At 71.1% G+C, this 15,004-nt stretch carries 15 protein-coding genes; 11 read left to right on the top strand and 4 right to left on the bottom strand.

Going from position 1 to position 15,004, the window contains the following annotated elements; translation table 11 throughout:
* Nucleotides 1–138 precede the first annotated feature (138 nt).
* The 3 genes from mshA to ACQHII_RS22335 all read left to right on the top strand — a co-directional run bounded on the left by mshA (nt 139) and on the right by ACQHII_RS22335 (nt 3,746).
* Nucleotides 139–1,476: a D-inositol-3-phosphate glycosyltransferase gene (gene mshA / locus ACQHII_RS22345; protein WP_427920973.1), complete on the top strand. Its 1,338-nt coding sequence runs from the start codon at nt 139–141 to the stop codon at nt 1,474–1,476.
* Nucleotides 1,469–1,978 carry a YbjN domain-containing protein gene (locus ACQHII_RS22340; RefSeq protein ID WP_427920972.1) on the top strand — a complete coding sequence of 170 codons (510 nt, stop codon included), beginning with the start codon at nt 1,469–1,471 and terminating at the stop codon, nt 1,976–1,978. Before mshA ends, ACQHII_RS22340 begins: the two co-directional genes overlap by 8 nt.
* A gap of 121 nt (nt 1,979–2,099) precedes the next feature.
* Complete coding sequence (locus ACQHII_RS22335; RefSeq protein WP_427920971.1) at nt 2,100–3,746, top strand: glycosyl hydrolase family 28-related protein; 1,647 nt, start codon at nt 2,100–2,102, stop codon at nt 3,744–3,746.
* A 19-nt stretch (nt 3,747–3,765) separates the two neighbouring features.
* Here ACQHII_RS22335 and ACQHII_RS22330 read toward each other — a convergent pair whose 3' ends face one another.
* Nucleotides 3,766–4,410, bottom strand: coding sequence for a class I SAM-dependent methyltransferase (locus ACQHII_RS22330; RefSeq protein ID WP_427920970.1), 645 nt, complete (start codon nt 4,408–4,410; stop codon nt 3,766–3,768).
* 9 nt (nt 4,411–4,419) lie between these two features.
* Nucleotides 4,420–5,244 carry an AraC family transcriptional regulator gene (locus tag ACQHII_RS22325; protein ID WP_427920969.1) on the bottom strand — a complete coding sequence of 275 codons (825 nt, stop codon included), beginning with the start codon at nt 5,242–5,244 and terminating at the stop codon, nt 4,420–4,422.
* 49 nt (nt 5,245–5,293) lie between these two features.
* On the opposite strand from ACQHII_RS22325, the gene ACQHII_RS22320 reads away from it, so the two are divergent.
* Both ACQHII_RS22320 and ACQHII_RS22315 read left to right on the top strand, forming a co-directional pair.
* Nucleotides 5,294–5,740 (top strand): DUF2000 family protein, encoded by a 447-nt coding sequence (locus ACQHII_RS22320; RefSeq protein WP_427920968.1) that lies wholly within the window; start codon nt 5,294–5,296, stop codon nt 5,738–5,740.
* Between the two features lie 346 nt (nt 5,741–6,086).
* Nucleotides 6,087–6,311, top strand: coding sequence for a hypothetical protein (locus ACQHII_RS22315; protein WP_427920967.1), 225 nt, complete (start codon nt 6,087–6,089; stop codon nt 6,309–6,311).
* 129 nt (nt 6,312–6,440) lie between these two features.
* Here ACQHII_RS22315 and ACQHII_RS22310 read toward each other — a convergent pair whose 3' ends face one another.
* Entirely contained in the window at nt 6,441–7,709 is a 1,269-nt protein-coding gene (locus ACQHII_RS22310; protein ID WP_427920966.1) for an MDR family MFS transporter, read from the bottom strand.
* 163 nt (nt 7,710–7,872) lie between these two features.
* On the opposite strand from ACQHII_RS22310, the gene ACQHII_RS22305 reads away from it, so the two are divergent.
* The 4 genes from ACQHII_RS22305 to ACQHII_RS22290 all read left to right on the top strand — a co-directional run bounded on the left by ACQHII_RS22305 (nt 7,873) and on the right by ACQHII_RS22290 (nt 11,905).
* The gene (locus ACQHII_RS22305) at nt 7,873–8,634 is read left to right on the top strand and encodes a phosphoglyceromutase (RefSeq protein WP_427920965.1); all 762 of its coding nucleotides are present in this window, start codon (nt 7,873–7,875) and stop codon (nt 8,632–8,634) included.
* A gap of 211 nt (nt 8,635–8,845) precedes the next feature.
* Complete coding sequence (locus ACQHII_RS22300; RefSeq protein WP_427920964.1) at nt 8,846–9,538, top strand: hypothetical protein; 693 nt, start codon at nt 8,846–8,848, stop codon at nt 9,536–9,538.
* Between the two features lie 31 nt (nt 9,539–9,569).
* Nucleotides 9,570–11,189 carry a hypothetical protein gene (locus ACQHII_RS22295; RefSeq protein WP_427920963.1) on the top strand — a complete coding sequence of 540 codons (1,620 nt, stop codon included), beginning with the start codon at nt 9,570–9,572 and terminating at the stop codon, nt 11,187–11,189.
* Nucleotides 11,189–11,905, top strand: coding sequence for a TIR domain-containing protein (locus tag ACQHII_RS22290; RefSeq protein WP_427920962.1), 717 nt, complete (start codon nt 11,189–11,191; stop codon nt 11,903–11,905). The genes ACQHII_RS22295 and ACQHII_RS22290 overlap by 1 nt, the downstream gene beginning before the upstream one ends.
* A gap of 55 nt (nt 11,906–11,960) precedes the next feature.
* On the opposite strand, the gene ACQHII_RS22285 is transcribed toward ACQHII_RS22290, so the two are convergent.
* On the bottom strand, nt 11,961–12,881 hold the full coding sequence (locus tag ACQHII_RS22285; protein ID WP_427920961.1) for a macro domain-containing protein: 921 nt from the start codon (nt 12,879–12,881) through the stop codon (nt 11,961–11,963).
* 64 nt (nt 12,882–12,945) lie between these two features.
* Between ACQHII_RS22285 and ACQHII_RS22280 the strand changes: the two genes are divergently transcribed.
* Together ACQHII_RS22280 and ACQHII_RS22275 are read left to right on the top strand one after the other, a co-directional pair.
* Entirely contained in the window at nt 12,946–14,346 is a 1,401-nt protein-coding gene (locus ACQHII_RS22280) for a macro domain-containing protein (RefSeq protein ID WP_427920960.1), read from the top strand.
* Nucleotides 14,347–14,637: 291 nt separating this feature from the next.
* Nucleotides 14,638–14,988, top strand: a complete 351-nt coding sequence (locus tag ACQHII_RS22275) for a hypothetical protein (protein WP_427920959.1) — start codon at nt 14,638–14,640, stop codon at nt 14,986–14,988.
* Nucleotides 14,989–15,004 lie beyond the last annotated feature (16 nt).

Below are 15,004 nucleotides of genomic sequence, written 5' to 3'. Positions count from 1 at the left end.
ACGGTTGAGCGACCCTCAGTAATGTCCAGGCAAAATCCCCATGCGCCGGAATGAGAATCCCGCCCCCGGGCGTTGCACCCCCTTGGAGGGAACCCCACGCCCTCCCTCAGGCATGCCCGCAGCGAGGAGGAACGCCACGTGAGCCAGTACGTCAGCAGGCTCGGGCGGCGTTCCCAGGCGTCGTCGGCCCGGCTGCGGCTGCACCGGAAACCCCGCCGGGTCGCCATGCTCTCCGTGCACACCTCGCCGCTGCACCAGCCCGGTACGGGCGACGCGGGCGGCATGAACGTCTACATCGTGGAGCTCGCGCAGCGTCTCGCCGCGATCAACATCGAGGTGGAGATCTTCACGCGGGCGACCACCGCCGTCCTGCCCCCGGCCGTCGAGCTGGCCCCGGGCGTCCTCGTCCGGCATGTCGACGCGGGGCCGTACGAAGGTCTCGCCAAGGAGGAACTGCCCGCCCAGCTCTGCGCGTTCACGCACGGAGTGATGCAGGCGTGGGCGGGCCACCGCCCTGGCTACTACGACCTCGTCCACTCGCACTACTGGCTCTCCGGCCACGTCGGCTGGCTCGCCGCGCAGCGCTGGGGCGTCCCCCTCGTGCACGCCATGCACACCATGGCCAAGGTCAAGAACGCCAACCTGGCCGACGGCGACACCCCCGAGCCCGCCGCCCGCGTCATCGGCGAGACCCAGATCGTCGCCGCCGCCGACCGCCTCATCGCCAACACGGCGGAGGAGGCCGACGAGCTCGTACGGCACTACGCCGCCGACCCCGCCAAGGTCGCCGTGGTCCACCCCGGCGTGAACCTCGAACGCTTCCGGCCGGCCGACGGCCGAGCGGCGGCCCGCGCCCGCCTCGGGCTCCCGCAGGACGCCCTGATCCCGCTCTTCGCCGGGCGCATCCAGCCCCTCAAGGCGCCGGACGTGCTGCTGCGCGCGGTCGCCGTGCTGCTGGACGAGCGGCCCGAGCTGCGCTCGAACATCGTCGTCCCCGTCGTCGGCGGGCCCAGCGGCAGCGGTCTCGCCAAGCCGGAGGGGTTGCAGAAGCTGGCCGCGCGGCTGGGTATCGCGGATGTCGTGCGGTTCAGGCCGCCGGTCGGGCAGGAGCAGCTCGCGGACTGGTTCCGGGCCGCGTCCGTGCTGGTCATGCCGTCGTACAGCGAGTCCTTCGGGCTGGTCGCCATAGAGGCGCAGGCGGCCGGTACGCCGGTGCTGGCGGCCGCGGTCGGCGGCCTCCCGGTGGCCGTGCGCGACGGCGAGACCGGCTTCCTCGTCCAGGGCCACGACCCCGCCGCCTACGCGCGCGTCCTGCGCACCCTCGCCGACGACCCCCATCTCGCGCCCCGCATGGGCGAGGCCGCCGCCCGGCACGCGCAGTGCTTCGGCTGGGACACGGCCGCCGCCGCCACGGCCGACGTCTACGCGGCGGCGGCCCAGGCCCACCGCCGTCACGTACGCTCGCACCATGGGTGAGAAAGCGGACCAGGACCGGGCGGCGCAGGTCATCGAGGGTTTCCTCAAGGGCGCCGAACTCGACTGGGAGAGCCCGGAGTCGGGCACGTTCGTGGTCCAACTCCCGGGCACCCGCAAGCTGTCGACGACCGTCTCCCTCCTCGTCGGCCGCCACTCCCTCTCGCTCAACGCCTTCGTGGTCCGCCACCCCGACGAGAACGAGACGGGCGTCCACCGCTGGCTCCTGGAGCGCAACCTCAAGCTGTACGGCGTGAGTTACGCCGTCGACCAGCTCGGTGACGTCTACGTCACCGGCCGCCTCCCCCTCCCCGCCGTCACCGAGGCCGAGATCGACCGCCTCCTCGGCCAGGTCCTGGAGGCCGCCGACGGCAGCTTCAACACCCTCCTGGAACTGGGCTTCTCCTCCGCGATCCGCAAGGAGTACGCGTGGCGGGTCTCGCGCGGGGAGTCCACGCGGAACCTGGACGCGTTCACCCACCTGACCCAGCGTCCGACCGACTGACCCCAGCCTGACCCCAGTCCAACCCCTTCCCCGCCAACGGGGCTTCGTGGCATGCTCGCCGCCAGCACATTTCTGAACGTCGTTCACATCCATGAAGAGCCGCGTGGGAGGACGTACGTACATGAGCCGCACCCGTCAGACCCGTCACACCCGTCTCACCAGACGAACCCTGCTCGGAAGCGCGCTGGCCCTGGCGGTCCCCCTCCCGAAGGGCGGATCGCAAGGCCAAGTCCCCTGCCTCTGGCGGGAGTTCACCCGCACCCCGTACACCCACCCGCAGATCCCCTACATCGGCAGGGCGGGCGCCCGGCGCCACCCCCGCCCCTCCCGGGTGTTCGACGTCCTCCGCTACGGCGCCGTCCCGGACGGCACCACCGACTCCGCCCCCGCGATCAACCGTGCCATCGCCGCTGCCGGCAGGGCCGGCGGTGGCACGGTCCACCTCCCGCCCGGCACCTTCCGCATCGACGACGTGATCCGCGTGGGCCACTCGAACGTCGTGGTCAGGGGCGCGGGCAGCGACCGTACGAAGCTCTACGCCACCCGTAACCTCACCGAACTCATCGGCGTCTACGGCTCCCGCTACGGCGGCGACAAGTCGTCCTGGTCCTGGGCGGGCGGCCTCATCTGGCTCGCCCCGACGGCCCGCTGGGATTCACTGGTCGCCGCGATCAGGGCGAAGGCCTGGCCCTTCGAGGGCTGGACCGGCAACAGGCGTGACGAATGGCGGCAGTTGACGACCGTCGAACCGGCCCGGCAGGGCGACTGGACGGTACGGGTCGCGGACGCCTCGCAACTCGCGCCCGGCACCCTGGTGTTGCTCCGCCTCTCCGACGACCCCGCCCACACCCTCCTCCAGCACATGGCGGGCGGCGGCCCCGGCCCCGAGGCGTACTACTGGGACGACAAGACCAAGCTCCTGTCGTACGTCCCCTACGAATGGCCCGTCCGCATCGCCCACGTCCACGGCCGCAGGGTCACTCTCGAACGCCCGCTGCCCCTCGACCTGCGCCCCGAGTGGAACCCCCAATTCACCACCCATGTAGAGGAGTTGACGGGCTCCGGCGTCGAAGGACTCACCCTGGAGGCGGTCGAGACCCCGCAGCAGCCGCACCTCCTCGACAAGGGCTACAACGGGGTCGTCCTCCAATGCGCCTACGACTGCTGGGTGGACGACGTGACGGTTCGTCATGTCGACAACGGCTTCGGCCTGGTGGCGGCCTCGGCGTGCACCCTGCGCGGTACGACCGTGGCGGGCCGCGGCTCCCACCACCCCTACTTCTGCCGCGAGGGCTCGCACGACAACCTCGTCGAGGACTTCACGATCGAGGAGCGCACGGTCCCGGCCCCGCCCAACACCCAGCTCCACGGCATCAACGTCGAGGGCCTGTCCTCCTACAACGTCTGGTCGCGCGGCGACATGCGCATGGGCACCTTCGACAGCCATCGCGGCCTGCCCTTCGCCGACGTCCGCACCGACATCACGGTCGACAACAACGGCCGTCACGGCGGCGACCTGAACGCCGGCCCGCTCTTCGGCGCCCGCTTCACCCACTGGAACATCCGCGTCACCAACGGCCGCGCGGGCCTGATGAAGATCGACCAACTGGCCCCGTACAGCGCCACGGTGGGCCTGAACACGGTCACCGAGTCCGACCAGATCGACGTCCCCGACTTCACCGGCGACCTCCACTCCCGCCTGGAGCTCTACGGCACGACGGACGCCGTACGGCCGCGGAACCTGTACGAGGCGCAGCGGAAGCTGTGACCGCGGCGGGACCTGTGGCTCACGTGCGCCACAGGGTGTCGTAGCCGATGAAGTCGAACATGCGCTGTCCGGGCGGGAGTCGGCGGTTCTCGCCGGTGAAACGGTGGGCGCCGACCGACGCGGTGAGCGCGGGGTCGGACACCCACAGCCGCTCGAAGCCGCGCTCCTCCAGCCAGGCGCAGATCTGGGGGACGAGGTCCGGGGCCTTGCGGTTGCGGGTCCAGATCACCGTGCCCCCGGTCCGGCACAGCGCGGTGCAGTGGTCCAGGAGGCGTTCGACGTCCGGGTCGGTGATGTTGCCGAGGACCCCGCAGAGGAGCACGAGGTCGGCGGGGGCGAGGTCGGCGTACTGGTCGGTCGACGAGGCGTCCCCGGCGACGACTTCGACCCCGGGAAGGCCGGCGGCCCGGGCGCTCTCTGCCGCGTGGGCGACGTTGCGTTCGTCCAACTCGACCAGCCGGGCGCGGACTTCGGCCCGGCGCGGATGGTCCGCCAGTACGCCGATCAGGTCGCGGCCCTGCCCGGCGCAGAGGCTGATCGCGGTGAGCGGGCCCGCCGGGGCGGTGTCGAGGGCGTACCGGACGTGTTCCTGGACGAGGGCGAGGCGCGCGCTGAGGTAGGAGTCGGGGGAGTCGTAGGCGTCGTGCCACTCGTGCCAGTCCATGCCGGGAACCTAACCGCGGTGCTGATCTCTGTCGCGTGAATAACGCCCCGGCGTGACGCCCACCAACTTCCGGAAATGGCGGGTGAGATGGGACTGGTCGTAGAAGCCGGTCGCCGCCGCGACCTCGCCCGGCGGACGGCCGTCGAGGAGGAGGCGGCGGGCGCGGTCGACGCGGCGGGACATCAGGTACTGGTGCGGTGCGATGCCGTACGCGCCGCTGAACGCCCGTACCAGATGGGCCGGATGGGCGTGCACGAGCCGCGCGGCCTCGTCGAGCGCGATGCCCTCGGTGACGCGCTCGTCGAGGAGTTCGCGGAGGGTGCGGGCGAGGGCGGGGTCCTCGGTGGGGGCGGGGGAGGAGGGCCGTAGGTGGGCGTGCAGCCGGTCGGCGATGAGGGTGAGGCGGCTCGCGGCCTCCAGTTCGTCGCCGGGGTGGTCGAGCGCGGTGTGCAACTGGCCGACGCGCAGCCGGAGTTGGGGGTCGCGGAGGTCGGGACGGTCGACGGCGGACCCGATGAGGTCGTCCGTCAGGTATGTCCCGTCGAGATAGAGGACGCGCTTGCGGAAGCCGTGCGGGGTGGCGGGGGAGCCGTTGTGCGGGACGTGCGGCGGGAGCAGGGACACCGTGTCGTGCGGGGTGCCGTGCTCGTGCCGGTCGAGGTCGTACCGTACGGCGCCGTCGTCCACGATCAGCAGCGTCCACGCGTCGTGCACGTGCATCGGGTACGCGTACTCGGTGAAGTGGGCGTGGAAGACCTCGACGACACCGGGGATGCGGGGCCGCCACGCGGAGACCTCCTGCCCGGGGCGGGCAGGGCCGTGGTGCGGGGCCATGCAAAGAACGTACAAGACGGGGGAGCGGGGTGCTCGGCAGTCTCGGTGCATGAGCACTGACAGCACTGACATCGCTGGTGAACCGATCCGCTTCGACACGAAGATCGCCGTCCTGCTGCGGGAGGACCTTGAGCCCTGGCAGCGGCTGAACGTCACGTCCTTCCTGGTCAGCGGCCTGGGAACGCAGATCCCCGAGGTGATCGGGGAGCCGTACGAGGACGCCGACGGGGTCGGCTATCTGCCGATGTTCCGGCAGCCGGTGATGGTCTTCGAGGCCACGAAGGAGGTCCTGGTGGCGGCCCACGCCCGGGTCCTGTCCCGGTCCCTGCCGCGCGCGGTCTTCACCTCCGACCTCTTCGCCACCGGCAACGACCGCGACAACCGGGCGGCGGTCCGGGCCGTCGCCACGGCCGGGCTGGATGTGGTGGGGCTGGCGGTGTACGGACCGCGGAACGGGGTGGACAAGGTGGTGAAGGGGGCGCGGATGCATCCGTGACGCCGTCCGTGATGCCGTCTGTGACGCCAGCCATGACCGAATCTGCACAGGGCGTGCGCAACCGCGGGGCGGGCGGGGCCCGTTGGGGCCGAGTTGTCCGGTTCGAACCGGCCGCCGTACTGCCTGTCGGCCCGCTGTGCGCCGCCGCGTGTAGAGAACCCGGACCCAACTCGTGTGCACACGCACACGGTTCGGTCGCCGCCGGGCTCAACTCGCCTGCGGGGAAAGGGTTCGGGCTGGATGCCCCGCACATCGCGTGGTTTGATCCTGCGCATCGCGGCCCGCAGCCCGTCCCCGAGCGGGACCGCATCCCCATGTGGACCACCACGCGAAGGGCAGTCTCCCCATGAACTCCGCTCCCCAGGTTCAGACCCTCGAGATCTCCGACACCGAGCTCGACACCGTCTCCGGCGGTGTGAGCCCGCAGGTCGGCGTCAGCGTCGGCTCGACGACCCTCAGCAGTGCGGACCTCCTCGCCGAGGTCGACTCGGTCAAGGCGACGGTCCTGGGCACCCTCGACGGGACCCTCGGCGCGCTCCCCCACAGCGTCGGCGTGAACGTCGGCTACTGACCGGTGCCGGTCGGCGGTCGTCGCCGGCCACGACGACGAGTCCCCTGCCCGCACGTCTTCCGCGGGCAGGGGACTCGTCGTGGTCCGTGGTCGGGAAGCCGACGGCGGGGCCGTGTCGTCGCAGGGCCGTCAGGCCGCGCTGACCTCCGGTGCCGCCACGGCGGCGGAGGACTCGGCGGCTGCCGTCTCGTTCGCCGGGAGCCGCCGCATCAGCAGGCCGTACCCCACCGCGGCCCCCGTCCCCACGACCGCGCACAGCCCCCACAGCCACTCCGCCCCGAACCGGTCGATGACGAAGCCCGACATCAGCGGGGCGACGAGCGCGGCGACGGCCCACGACAGGGTGTACATGCCCTGGTAGCGCCCGCGTCCCCGCACCGGGGAGAGGCGGACCACGAGGCCCGTCTGCGTCGGGGCGTTGATCATCTCGCCGAGGGTCCACACGCACACCGTGAGCGCGAAGACACCGACCGAGCCGGCGAACGCGGTGAGCCCGAAGCCGTAGCCCGCGAGGAGCGAGGAGACCACCAACAGCCGCTTGGCGTCCCGGTGTTCGATGAGGCGGGTGACCGGGATCTGGAGGGCGACGATGAGGAAGCCGTTGACGGCGATCGCGGTGCCGTAGTCGGCGGGCGTGAACCCGGCCTCGCCCATCGCGACCGGCAGTCCGACCGAGCCCTGCTGGAAGACGAGCGCGACGAGGAAGGACAGTCCTACGACGCTCATGAACCGCCCGTCGCGCAGTACGGTCCCGAGGCCCACCGAGTCCGCGGACTTCCCGCCGTCGTCGTCCATGGCGACCGTCGGCCGGGACTCGGGCAGCTTCAGGAAGACGACCACGGCGCAGACGGCCGTCATCCCGGCCTCCAGCAGGAACCCGGCGCGGTAGCTGACCTCGGCGATGAACCCGGCGGCCATGGAGGAGACGGCGAAGCCGAGGTTGATCGCCCAGTAGTTGAGGGAGAAGGCGCGGACGCGGTCCTCGGGGCGCACGATGTCGGCCATCATCGCCTGCACGGCCGGGCGGGACGCGTTGCTCGCCGCCCCGACCAGGCACGCGACACCGGCGATGGCGACGGGGTCGCGCACGAAACCGAGCAGGGCCACGGAGGCGGCGGTCGACGACTGCGCGATGAGCAGGGTGGGCCGCCGCCCGAGCCGGTCGGTCATGACACCCGAGCCGATGGACGAGACGACGCCGCCGAGCCCGTACAGGGAGGCGACGAGACCGGCGTAGGTGGCGGAGTAGCCGCGGTCGAGGGTCAGGTACAGCGCCATGAAGGTGGAGACGAACGCCCCGAGCCGGTTGACGAGGGTGCTGGTCCACAGCCACCAGAACTCGCGGGGCAGACCGGAGACGGTTTCCCGGGCGGCGCGTCTCAGGGCGGCGAGTGACATGGCGGATCCCCCACGGTCGGGCAGGTGTAAGTGGCCAAGGCGGCGATCACAACTTACGAAGAGGGAGGGTCGGCGGACCACTCAATTAACAGAAGCCGTCAACTGTCGGGCCGGGAGGCGGGCACCCGACCGTGGCCCGAATGCGTGGATTACGCTCTGAGGCATGGCCGACGCACCGTACAAGCTGATCCTCCTCCGCCACGGCGAGAGCGAGTGGAACGCGAAGAACCTGTTCACCGGCTGGGTGGACGTCAACCTGAACGAGAAGGGCGAGAAGGAGGCGGTCCGCGGTGGCGAACTCCTGAAGGACGCCGACCTCCTCCCCGACGTCGTTCACACGTCCCTCCAGAAGCGCGCGATCCGCACGGCGCAGCTCGCGCTCGAGTCCGCGGACCGCCACTGGATCCCGGTCCACCGCAGCTGGCGCCTGAACGAGCGCCACTACGGCGCCCTCCAGGGCAAGGACAAGGCGCAGACCCTCGCGGAGTTCGGCGAGGAGCAGTTCATGCTGTGGCGCCGTTCCTACGACACTCCGCCGCCGCCGCTTGAGGACGGCACGGAGTTCTCCCAGTCCGCGGACCCGCGCTACGCCTCCATCCCCCCGGAGCTGCGCCCCCGCACGGAGTGCCTGAAGGACGTCGTCGTCCGCATGCTCCCGTACTGGTACGACGGCATCGTCCCCGACCTCCTCGCCGGCCGCACGGTCCTGGTCGCCGCCCACGGCAACTCGCTCCGCGCCCTGGTCAAGCACCTCGACGGCATCTCCGACGCGGACATCGCGGGCCTGAACATCCCGACGGGCATCCCGCTGGCGTACGAACTGGACGCCTCCTTCAAGCCCCTCAACCCCGGCGGCACCTACCTCGACCCGGCCGCGGCCGCGGCGGCGATCGAGGCGGTCAAGAACCAGGGCAAGAAGAAGTAGGTTTCTTGATCACGCCCCTGGGCCGCGCACATCGCGCGACCCGGGGGCGTTTTCATGTCCCGGGACCTGCCCGGGACCCGCCCGGAAGTGGATCGGAAGCGGATCGGTTCTGGTGGCGGAAGCGGTGGTGGCGGTGGCATGCGAGGTGTCCCTCAGGCTCTGTGCGACGTGTGGGTGAAGTCAGCGCACTGTCGCGACCGTTGGAGTGCCCATGAACGACCCCATGAACGACCTCGGACCGCCGCCGCCCGTCCCCGCCCCCGCTCCCGCCGTCCCGAACCCGCCCGCGTCCTACCGTGCCGGCGGGCTGATACCGCCCCCCGGAGCCGCCCGCACCTGGGGGCTCACCGTCATCGGGGTGCCCTTGCTGCTCGTCCTGCTCCTCGGGCTGGTCGACGGTTCTTTCCCGACCGGGGGAGGAGGCGGGGGAGGGGCAGCGCAGGCCCAGCCGTGGACCCCGCCCACGCCGTCGTACACGTACACCGAATCCGTCGCGGCGACCCCCTACGGCGCCTCCGACCCGGCCACCACGCCCGACCCGGTCACCACCACCGCCCCGGCCTCGACCGACGACGTCACGCCGACAGACACCCCCACTTCCACCGCCACCGCCCTCGCGCCGGAAGCCGCCGTCACCGCCTACTTCGCGGCGATCAACAACCGTGAGTACTCGACGGCCTGGGCCCTGGGCGGCAAGAACCTGGGGGACCCCGACTACGACGCGTTCGTCGCGGGCTACGCCACCACCGAGCGCGACACCATCAGCCAGGTGTCCGTGCGGGGGAGCGTCGTGACGCTGGTCCTCACCGCCTTTCAGACGGACGGCACCTCGCACGCGTACAACGCCGCCTACACGGTGCTCGACGGTGTGATCACCCAGGGCACGGCAACCCCGGTCGGCTGACCATCCCGCACGAGTGGAGCGCTGAACCATCGTGAGCACACAGGCACCGCACCGCAATCCGCCCGGCCCGCCGCCCGCCGCGCCGCCGCCGGTCACCCGCGTGTACGCGCGGACCAAGGCCACCCGCCTGCTGTCCGCGGGCACCTACCTCGACCCCGGCTACCGCAAGGACGTCATCCGCGAACTGCTCAAGCGGCGCTTCAGAGTGGTCGCACCGTCGTACGGCTACGACGCCGTGTCGGTCCTCGCCCACGCCCTCGCCGCGCGCCGACTGCGCCGTATCCAGTGGGGAGTTGGGGTCGGCGCGGCGGTCCTGCTGCTGATCCTGCTGAGCAACGGCGCGCTGGGTCCCCTCGTCGCCGTGCCGCTCCTGTTCTGGGTGGTGTGGGGCGCGGCCTATCTGCGCCGGGTCGTCACCCTGCACATCCTGATGACCCGCCTGAAGGAGACCGGTCCCGCCGGCGGCTTCGACGGCGCCTACCCCGCCAACGGCAGGCTCACCCCCGCCCTGATCGGCAAGATCGACGCCGAGCAGGGCAGCCACGAAGGCCTGGTCTTCTACGGCGGGTTCCGGCCCTTCGTCGGCGCCGGACTGCCCCTGCGCGACTGGGCCAACGCCCAACTCCTGCTCGGCGCGCCCAAGAACCGCCTCGCCGCGCGCAAGGACTTCGACGTCAACGGGACGGGGTCCGGGGCCGACCTGGACGACGTGGAACGCAAACCGGTCAAGCCGTTCACCGTCCACAAGATCACCTCGTACGTCGCCGCCCGGATGGACGCGGAACTGCGCGCTGAGGTCCGCCAGGACGAACGGATCGAGGGGCTGGCCGTCGAGCAGCGCCGCTACACGACGGCGATCCGCACCAACGACCGTACGCTGGGCGTCGGTTGGTCCCAGCTGCCCGGCATGGACGATCTGCCGGACATCCACTGGCAGGAGGACTACGACGCGGCCCGCGAGTATCTGTGCGTGCGGGTCGGATCCTGGAACGAGGAGCTGGTGACCTCGATCTTCGTCGGGTTCGACCTCAAGGGCGACACCCTGCACACCGAGTTCTACACCTATGTACTCGGGCCGCTGGTAAGGGAGTTCCACCTCGTCGACCGACTGCCCGACTCCTTCGACGCCCGGCTGGCGGTGCGGGTCGCGTGGGACATGGTCAAGGCCGTGCCGAGCTGGTGCAGGGCCTTCGGACTGTCGCCGCTGCGGCTGTTCCCCGAGCGGTTCCTGCCGGGGCGGGTGCGCCGGTGGGTGTGGCCCCGGAGGGGCGGGCGGTCCACCATCGAGTTCACCGCGGTGGGCGCGACGGTCGACACCAGCGAGTTCCGGCTCGCCCGCTACGCGAACGAGTCGGTGGACTGCGGCGCGCTGACCAGCGTCCGGGAGATGGCCACCAGCGACACCTACCACCACTTCTTCCAGAAGACCGACGCCCTGAAGTACTCGCAGATCGTCGAGCGCCGACTGCTGCACACCATCCGCCAGTTCCTGGAGGAGCAGGACGTGGATCTCGCCGACCACGACCGCGCCCAGACCAACATCCTTTTCGGGGACAACGCCCAGGCGATCCTCGGCGGGCACAACGAGAACTTCGGCTACAACTACCGCCCGCAGGGCCCCGATTCGTCCGACAGCCGAGGGGATCAGTAATGAGCGACAGCCACACGTTCGGCGACAACAGCCAGGTCATCCTCGGCGGGGAGAACAAGGGCTTCGGCTACAACTACCATGCGGCGCCCGAGACTTCGGACACCCCATCGCAGCCGTCCGACCAGCCGTCCGACCAGCCGTCCGACCAGCCGTCCGGGCAGGCACCGGCCGTTCACGACCGCAGCCGGAGCGTCTTCGTCGTGCACGGCCGGGACGAAGAGGTGCGGCGGGCGATGTTCGGACTGCTGCGCCGGCTCGACCTACGGCCCCTGGAGTGGGAGGAGTTGGTGCGGGCCACCGGCAAGACCGCGCCCTTCCTCGGCGAGGTGGTCATGAACGCACCGGCGCAGGCGCAGGCCGCCCTGGTCCTGCTCACCCCGGACGACGTCGCCAAGCTCCACCCGCACCTGCTCGGCAACCGCGAACCGGACGACGAGACCCAACTCACCGGCCAGCCAAGGCAGAACGTCCTGATCGAGCTCGGCATGGTGCTGATGGCCTACCCCGAGCGAACCGTCATCGTCGAGGTCGGCCGGCTACGGCATGTCGCCGACACCGCGGGCATCAACGTCATCCGGTTCGACGGCACGGAGGCCTCCCTCGCGAAGATCGCCGCGCGACTGAGGCTGGCGGGCTGCCAACTCGACGACAGCGGACCGGAATGGCGCGAGACCCGGCACTTCCAGAACCTGTCCGCGTATCGAAGGCTCGCCTGAATCCGCGGGAAAGGGGGGCCGGACGCTCAGGCGTCCGGACCCCCCTTTCCCTTTGTCATACGCGGTCCAGTCCCGACGCGAGAACCCTCAAGAAGGCCGCCACCTCCCGCATGTCGATCCGCTCCAGATCGGCGGGCCGCACCACCACCCGCAACTCCCGGCAGACCGCGCCCTCCCGCGACCGGGCGACGAAGGACATCAGGATCAGCCGCAGCAGGCTGTCCTGGTCGAGATGGTCGAGCCGGGACAGCCCCGATCCGACCAACGGCATGGCCACGCGCTCCAGTTGGGCGTGTCGGTGCAGTGCGTCCCACAACCGGCCGAGGCCGAGCCAGAGTTCCTCCACACTGGACGCGGCCACACAGTCGTTGCCGATACGGCTGTACGCGACCGCGAACACCAGCCGCGGCCGGGCGCCCAGGACCGCCACCGTGCCGACCGGGTAGCGGTCCAGTTTGCCCAGCGGCTTGCGGTCCCGGTCCTCCCGCCCGACCGGCGCGGTCCCGGCGAGCGCCGCGACCAGTTCCGCGTCCAGGCGCCGTACGTCACCGTCGTACCGCCGGAGCAGCAACTGCCCCTGCACACTGGCCGCGTTGATGACCTCGCCGGCGGCCGACGCGGTGTCGAAGGTGTCGCAGAAACCGACGACGAGATGCGCCGGCTGGTCGAACAGGTCGCCCGCCTCGACGACCACCGTCAGATCGGGCCGCCGGAACACCTGCTCCACCCGCTCCACCGGCCGCGCCTGGACCAGCCCCCACACCAGGCAGGCCGCCACGGACACCACCGTGACCGTGCCGGGATCGGGAAAGCTCCGGGGAAAGAATTGCCCGACGAACTGAAGCACCGCCGATATTCCGCCGAAGGCCACCATCGTGTTGCGCGCGAAAACCCTCCGGGCGCGCCCGGTGCCGTAGAGCCGTAGAAAGCGGACCGGTATGCGGAGTCGGACCACACGGTTTCTCCAAGGCATCATGATAATCTTCTTGTCACTTCTCGGTGACACAGGGTGATACACGGGCGCGGCGGGGGCGACGCGGGTGGCCGATGGACGAGGGCGCATTCAGGTCAAAGTGCTGGGGCCGGTCCGGCTCGACGTCGACGGGATCACGGTCCGGCTGACCCCACTGACCACCCGGCTGCTGGTCCGTCTGGTGGCCGCCGAGGGCGAGGCCGTGCCGGTGCGTCAACTGCGGCGTGACGTATGGGGGTTGGCGGACGGTCCGCGCCATCTGGACCAGCGCAACCGCAACGAGGTGCAGAAGCGCGTCCTGGAGCTGCGGCGCGCGCTCGATCCCGGCCAGGACGGTACGGCCGCCCGTGTGCTGCGCACCGAGCAGCAGGTCACCGTGCAGGGTCCGGAGACCGCCTACCGGCTGGTGCTGCGGCCCGAGGAACTGGACAGCGCACGGTTCACGGCCGTCGTCGGCGCCGCGCTGCTGGCCCCGCCCGCCACCGCCGCCCATGAGCTCACCGAGGCGCTGGACCTGATCCGCGGCCGGCCGCTGGCGGAGGTCAACGGCGAGACCTTCGCCGCCCCCTTCATCCGCCGGCTCACCATGCTGCTGGACTCCGCGCGGCGTGAACTGGTCCGGGTCCAGGCGGACCTGGGCCGCCCGGACCTCGCGCTGCCGGTCGCCGAGCTGATCGTCCGTGACCATCCGGACGACGTCGACGCGGCGCGCACCCTGGACTCCCTGCGGGCCGCGCTGCGCGCCCGGCACGGTGCCGAACTGCTGCGCCACCGCGTCCCGTTGCCCGGTCAGCGGGCGGATGTCGTCCTCGTCCGCGGCGACTTGTTCGAGCAGACGGACTGCAATCTGGTGGTCGGCTTCACGGATACCTTCGACACGGAGACCGACCAGGACATCGTCATCAGCCGCGACAGCGTGCAGAGCCAGCTCGTCGACCGGGTCTTCGGCGGCCGACGGCGCCTGCTGGACGAGAAGTTGAAGACCGGGCTGCGTGCCGTGCGGGCCGTCGCCACGGAGAGCGCGCGGGCCAAGCCGCGCGGCCGACGGGTCCGTTACCCAGTCGGCACGACCGTCGCCGTACCCGTCGACGGCCGCCGGATCTTCGCGGTCGCCTACTCGCGGCTCGGCAACGACCTGGTGGCCCGCTCCGGTGACGAGGACCTGCGCTCCGGCCTGGAGAACCTCTGGGCCTCGGTGGCCGTGCACGGCCTGTTCAGACCGGTCGCCGTCCCGCTCATCGGCTCCGGGCTGGCCCGCGTGACCGACCTCGACCGCAGCCAGCTCGTGGCCCTGATCGTCGACTCGTTCATCGCCGCGTGCCGCCGCTACCCCGCGCTCACCCCCGAACTGCGCATCGTGGTCCGCCCGGAGGACCTGGCCAGCACCGATCTGTCGCCGGTCGAACGGCGCTTCCACGAACTGGTGCCGGACCTGGAGCCCGCTCCGGGGCCCGACCGGGCGGAGTGACCAAGACCGGCAAGGAAGTTGATGCCACCGACCCCGAGGTGAGACCGGGCGGCCGACGGCGTCCGTCCCCCGCTCCGACAGGTTCCTCCGCATCTACGGCTCCCCCACGCGGCATCGCCCGCCGGTCCTGGCCCGCCACCGCCACCCGGCCTCACCGGATCCCAGTGCACCGCCGCCGGCGCTTCCGCCGGTAGCCACCACCCGCTTCCGATCCGATTCCGACGGGCAGGTCCCGGGGCGGCGCGGAGGTCCCCAACTACACTCGGAGCCCGGCGATTTGGGGGAGCGGCGATGCTGCAGTTGATGGACTGGTCCGTGGTCGCCATGGGGGGTCTGCTGATCTTGGTGGCGCTGGGTGGGCGGTGGTGGGAGCGGGTCAAGGCGCGCAAGGGAGCCGGTCCTGTTCGGGGCACGCGCTTCTTCTGGGCCTGGTTCCCTCTGCTGCTGGGCCTGGGGATGATCGGCGGCAACCTGCCGCGACTGCTGCACGCGTCCCACGCCGTCGTCATGACCCTGGACACCCTCAACCTCGTACTGGCGGTCACGACGGTGGTCCTGGTCCTCCGGGTCGCACGTCATTTCCTCCAGGGACGCGGACGGCCCGGGTTCACATCGGATGATGCGAACCCGGGCCGTCCGTAGGGGAGTTCAGAACGCG

This window comes from Streptomyces sp. cg40 (genome assembly GCF_050320165.1).
In the GTDB taxonomy this organism is placed as follows: Bacteria; Actinomycetota; Actinomycetes; order Streptomycetales; family Streptomycetaceae; genus Streptomyces; species Streptomyces hokutonensis.
The sequence above is the reverse complement of the archived record's forward strand: the minus strand, read 5'-3'. Positions and strand labels throughout refer to the sequence as shown.

What these genes read in the sequence shown, in the direction of transcription:
- ACQHII_RS22310 (WP_427920966.1), bottom strand. Translation starts at nt 7,709, where the DNA reads ATGTCACTCGCCGCCCTGAGACGCGCCGCCCGGGAAACCGTCTCCGGT.
- ACQHII_RS22305 (WP_427920965.1), top strand. Translation starts at nt 7,873, where the DNA reads ATGGCCGACGCACCGTACAAGCTGATCCTCCTCCGCCACGGCGAGAGC.
- ACQHII_RS22290 (WP_427920962.1), top strand. Translation starts at nt 11,189, where the DNA reads ATGAGCGACAGCCACACGTTCGGCGACAACAGCCAGGTCATCCTCGGC.
- ACQHII_RS22300 (WP_427920964.1), top strand. Translation starts at nt 8,846, where the DNA reads ATGAACGACCCCATGAACGACCTCGGACCGCCGCCGCCCGTCCCCGCC.
- ACQHII_RS22335 (WP_427920971.1), top strand. Translation starts at nt 2,100, where the DNA reads ATGAGCCGCACCCGTCAGACCCGTCACACCCGTCTCACCAGACGAACC.
- ACQHII_RS22285 (WP_427920961.1), bottom strand. Translation starts at nt 12,881, where the DNA reads ATGATGCCTTGGAGAAACCGTGTGGTCCGACTCCGCATACCGGTCCGC.
- ACQHII_RS22275 (WP_427920959.1), top strand. Translation starts at nt 14,638, where the DNA reads ATGCTGCAGTTGATGGACTGGTCCGTGGTCGCCATGGGGGGTCTGCTG.
- ACQHII_RS22325 (WP_427920969.1), bottom strand. Translation starts at nt 5,244, where the DNA reads ATGGCCCCGCACCACGGCCCTGCCCGCCCCGGGCAGGAGGTCTCCGCG.
- ACQHII_RS22340 (WP_427920972.1), top strand. Translation starts at nt 1,469, where the DNA reads ATGGGTGAGAAAGCGGACCAGGACCGGGCGGCGCAGGTCATCGAGGGT.
- ACQHII_RS22330 (WP_427920970.1), bottom strand. Translation starts at nt 4,410, where the DNA reads ATGGACTGGCACGAGTGGCACGACGCCTACGACTCCCCCGACTCCTAC.
- ACQHII_RS22315 (WP_427920967.1), top strand. Translation starts at nt 6,087, where the DNA reads ATGAACTCCGCTCCCCAGGTTCAGACCCTCGAGATCTCCGACACCGAG.
- ACQHII_RS22320 (WP_427920968.1), top strand. Translation starts at nt 5,294, where the DNA reads ATGAGCACTGACAGCACTGACATCGCTGGTGAACCGATCCGCTTCGAC.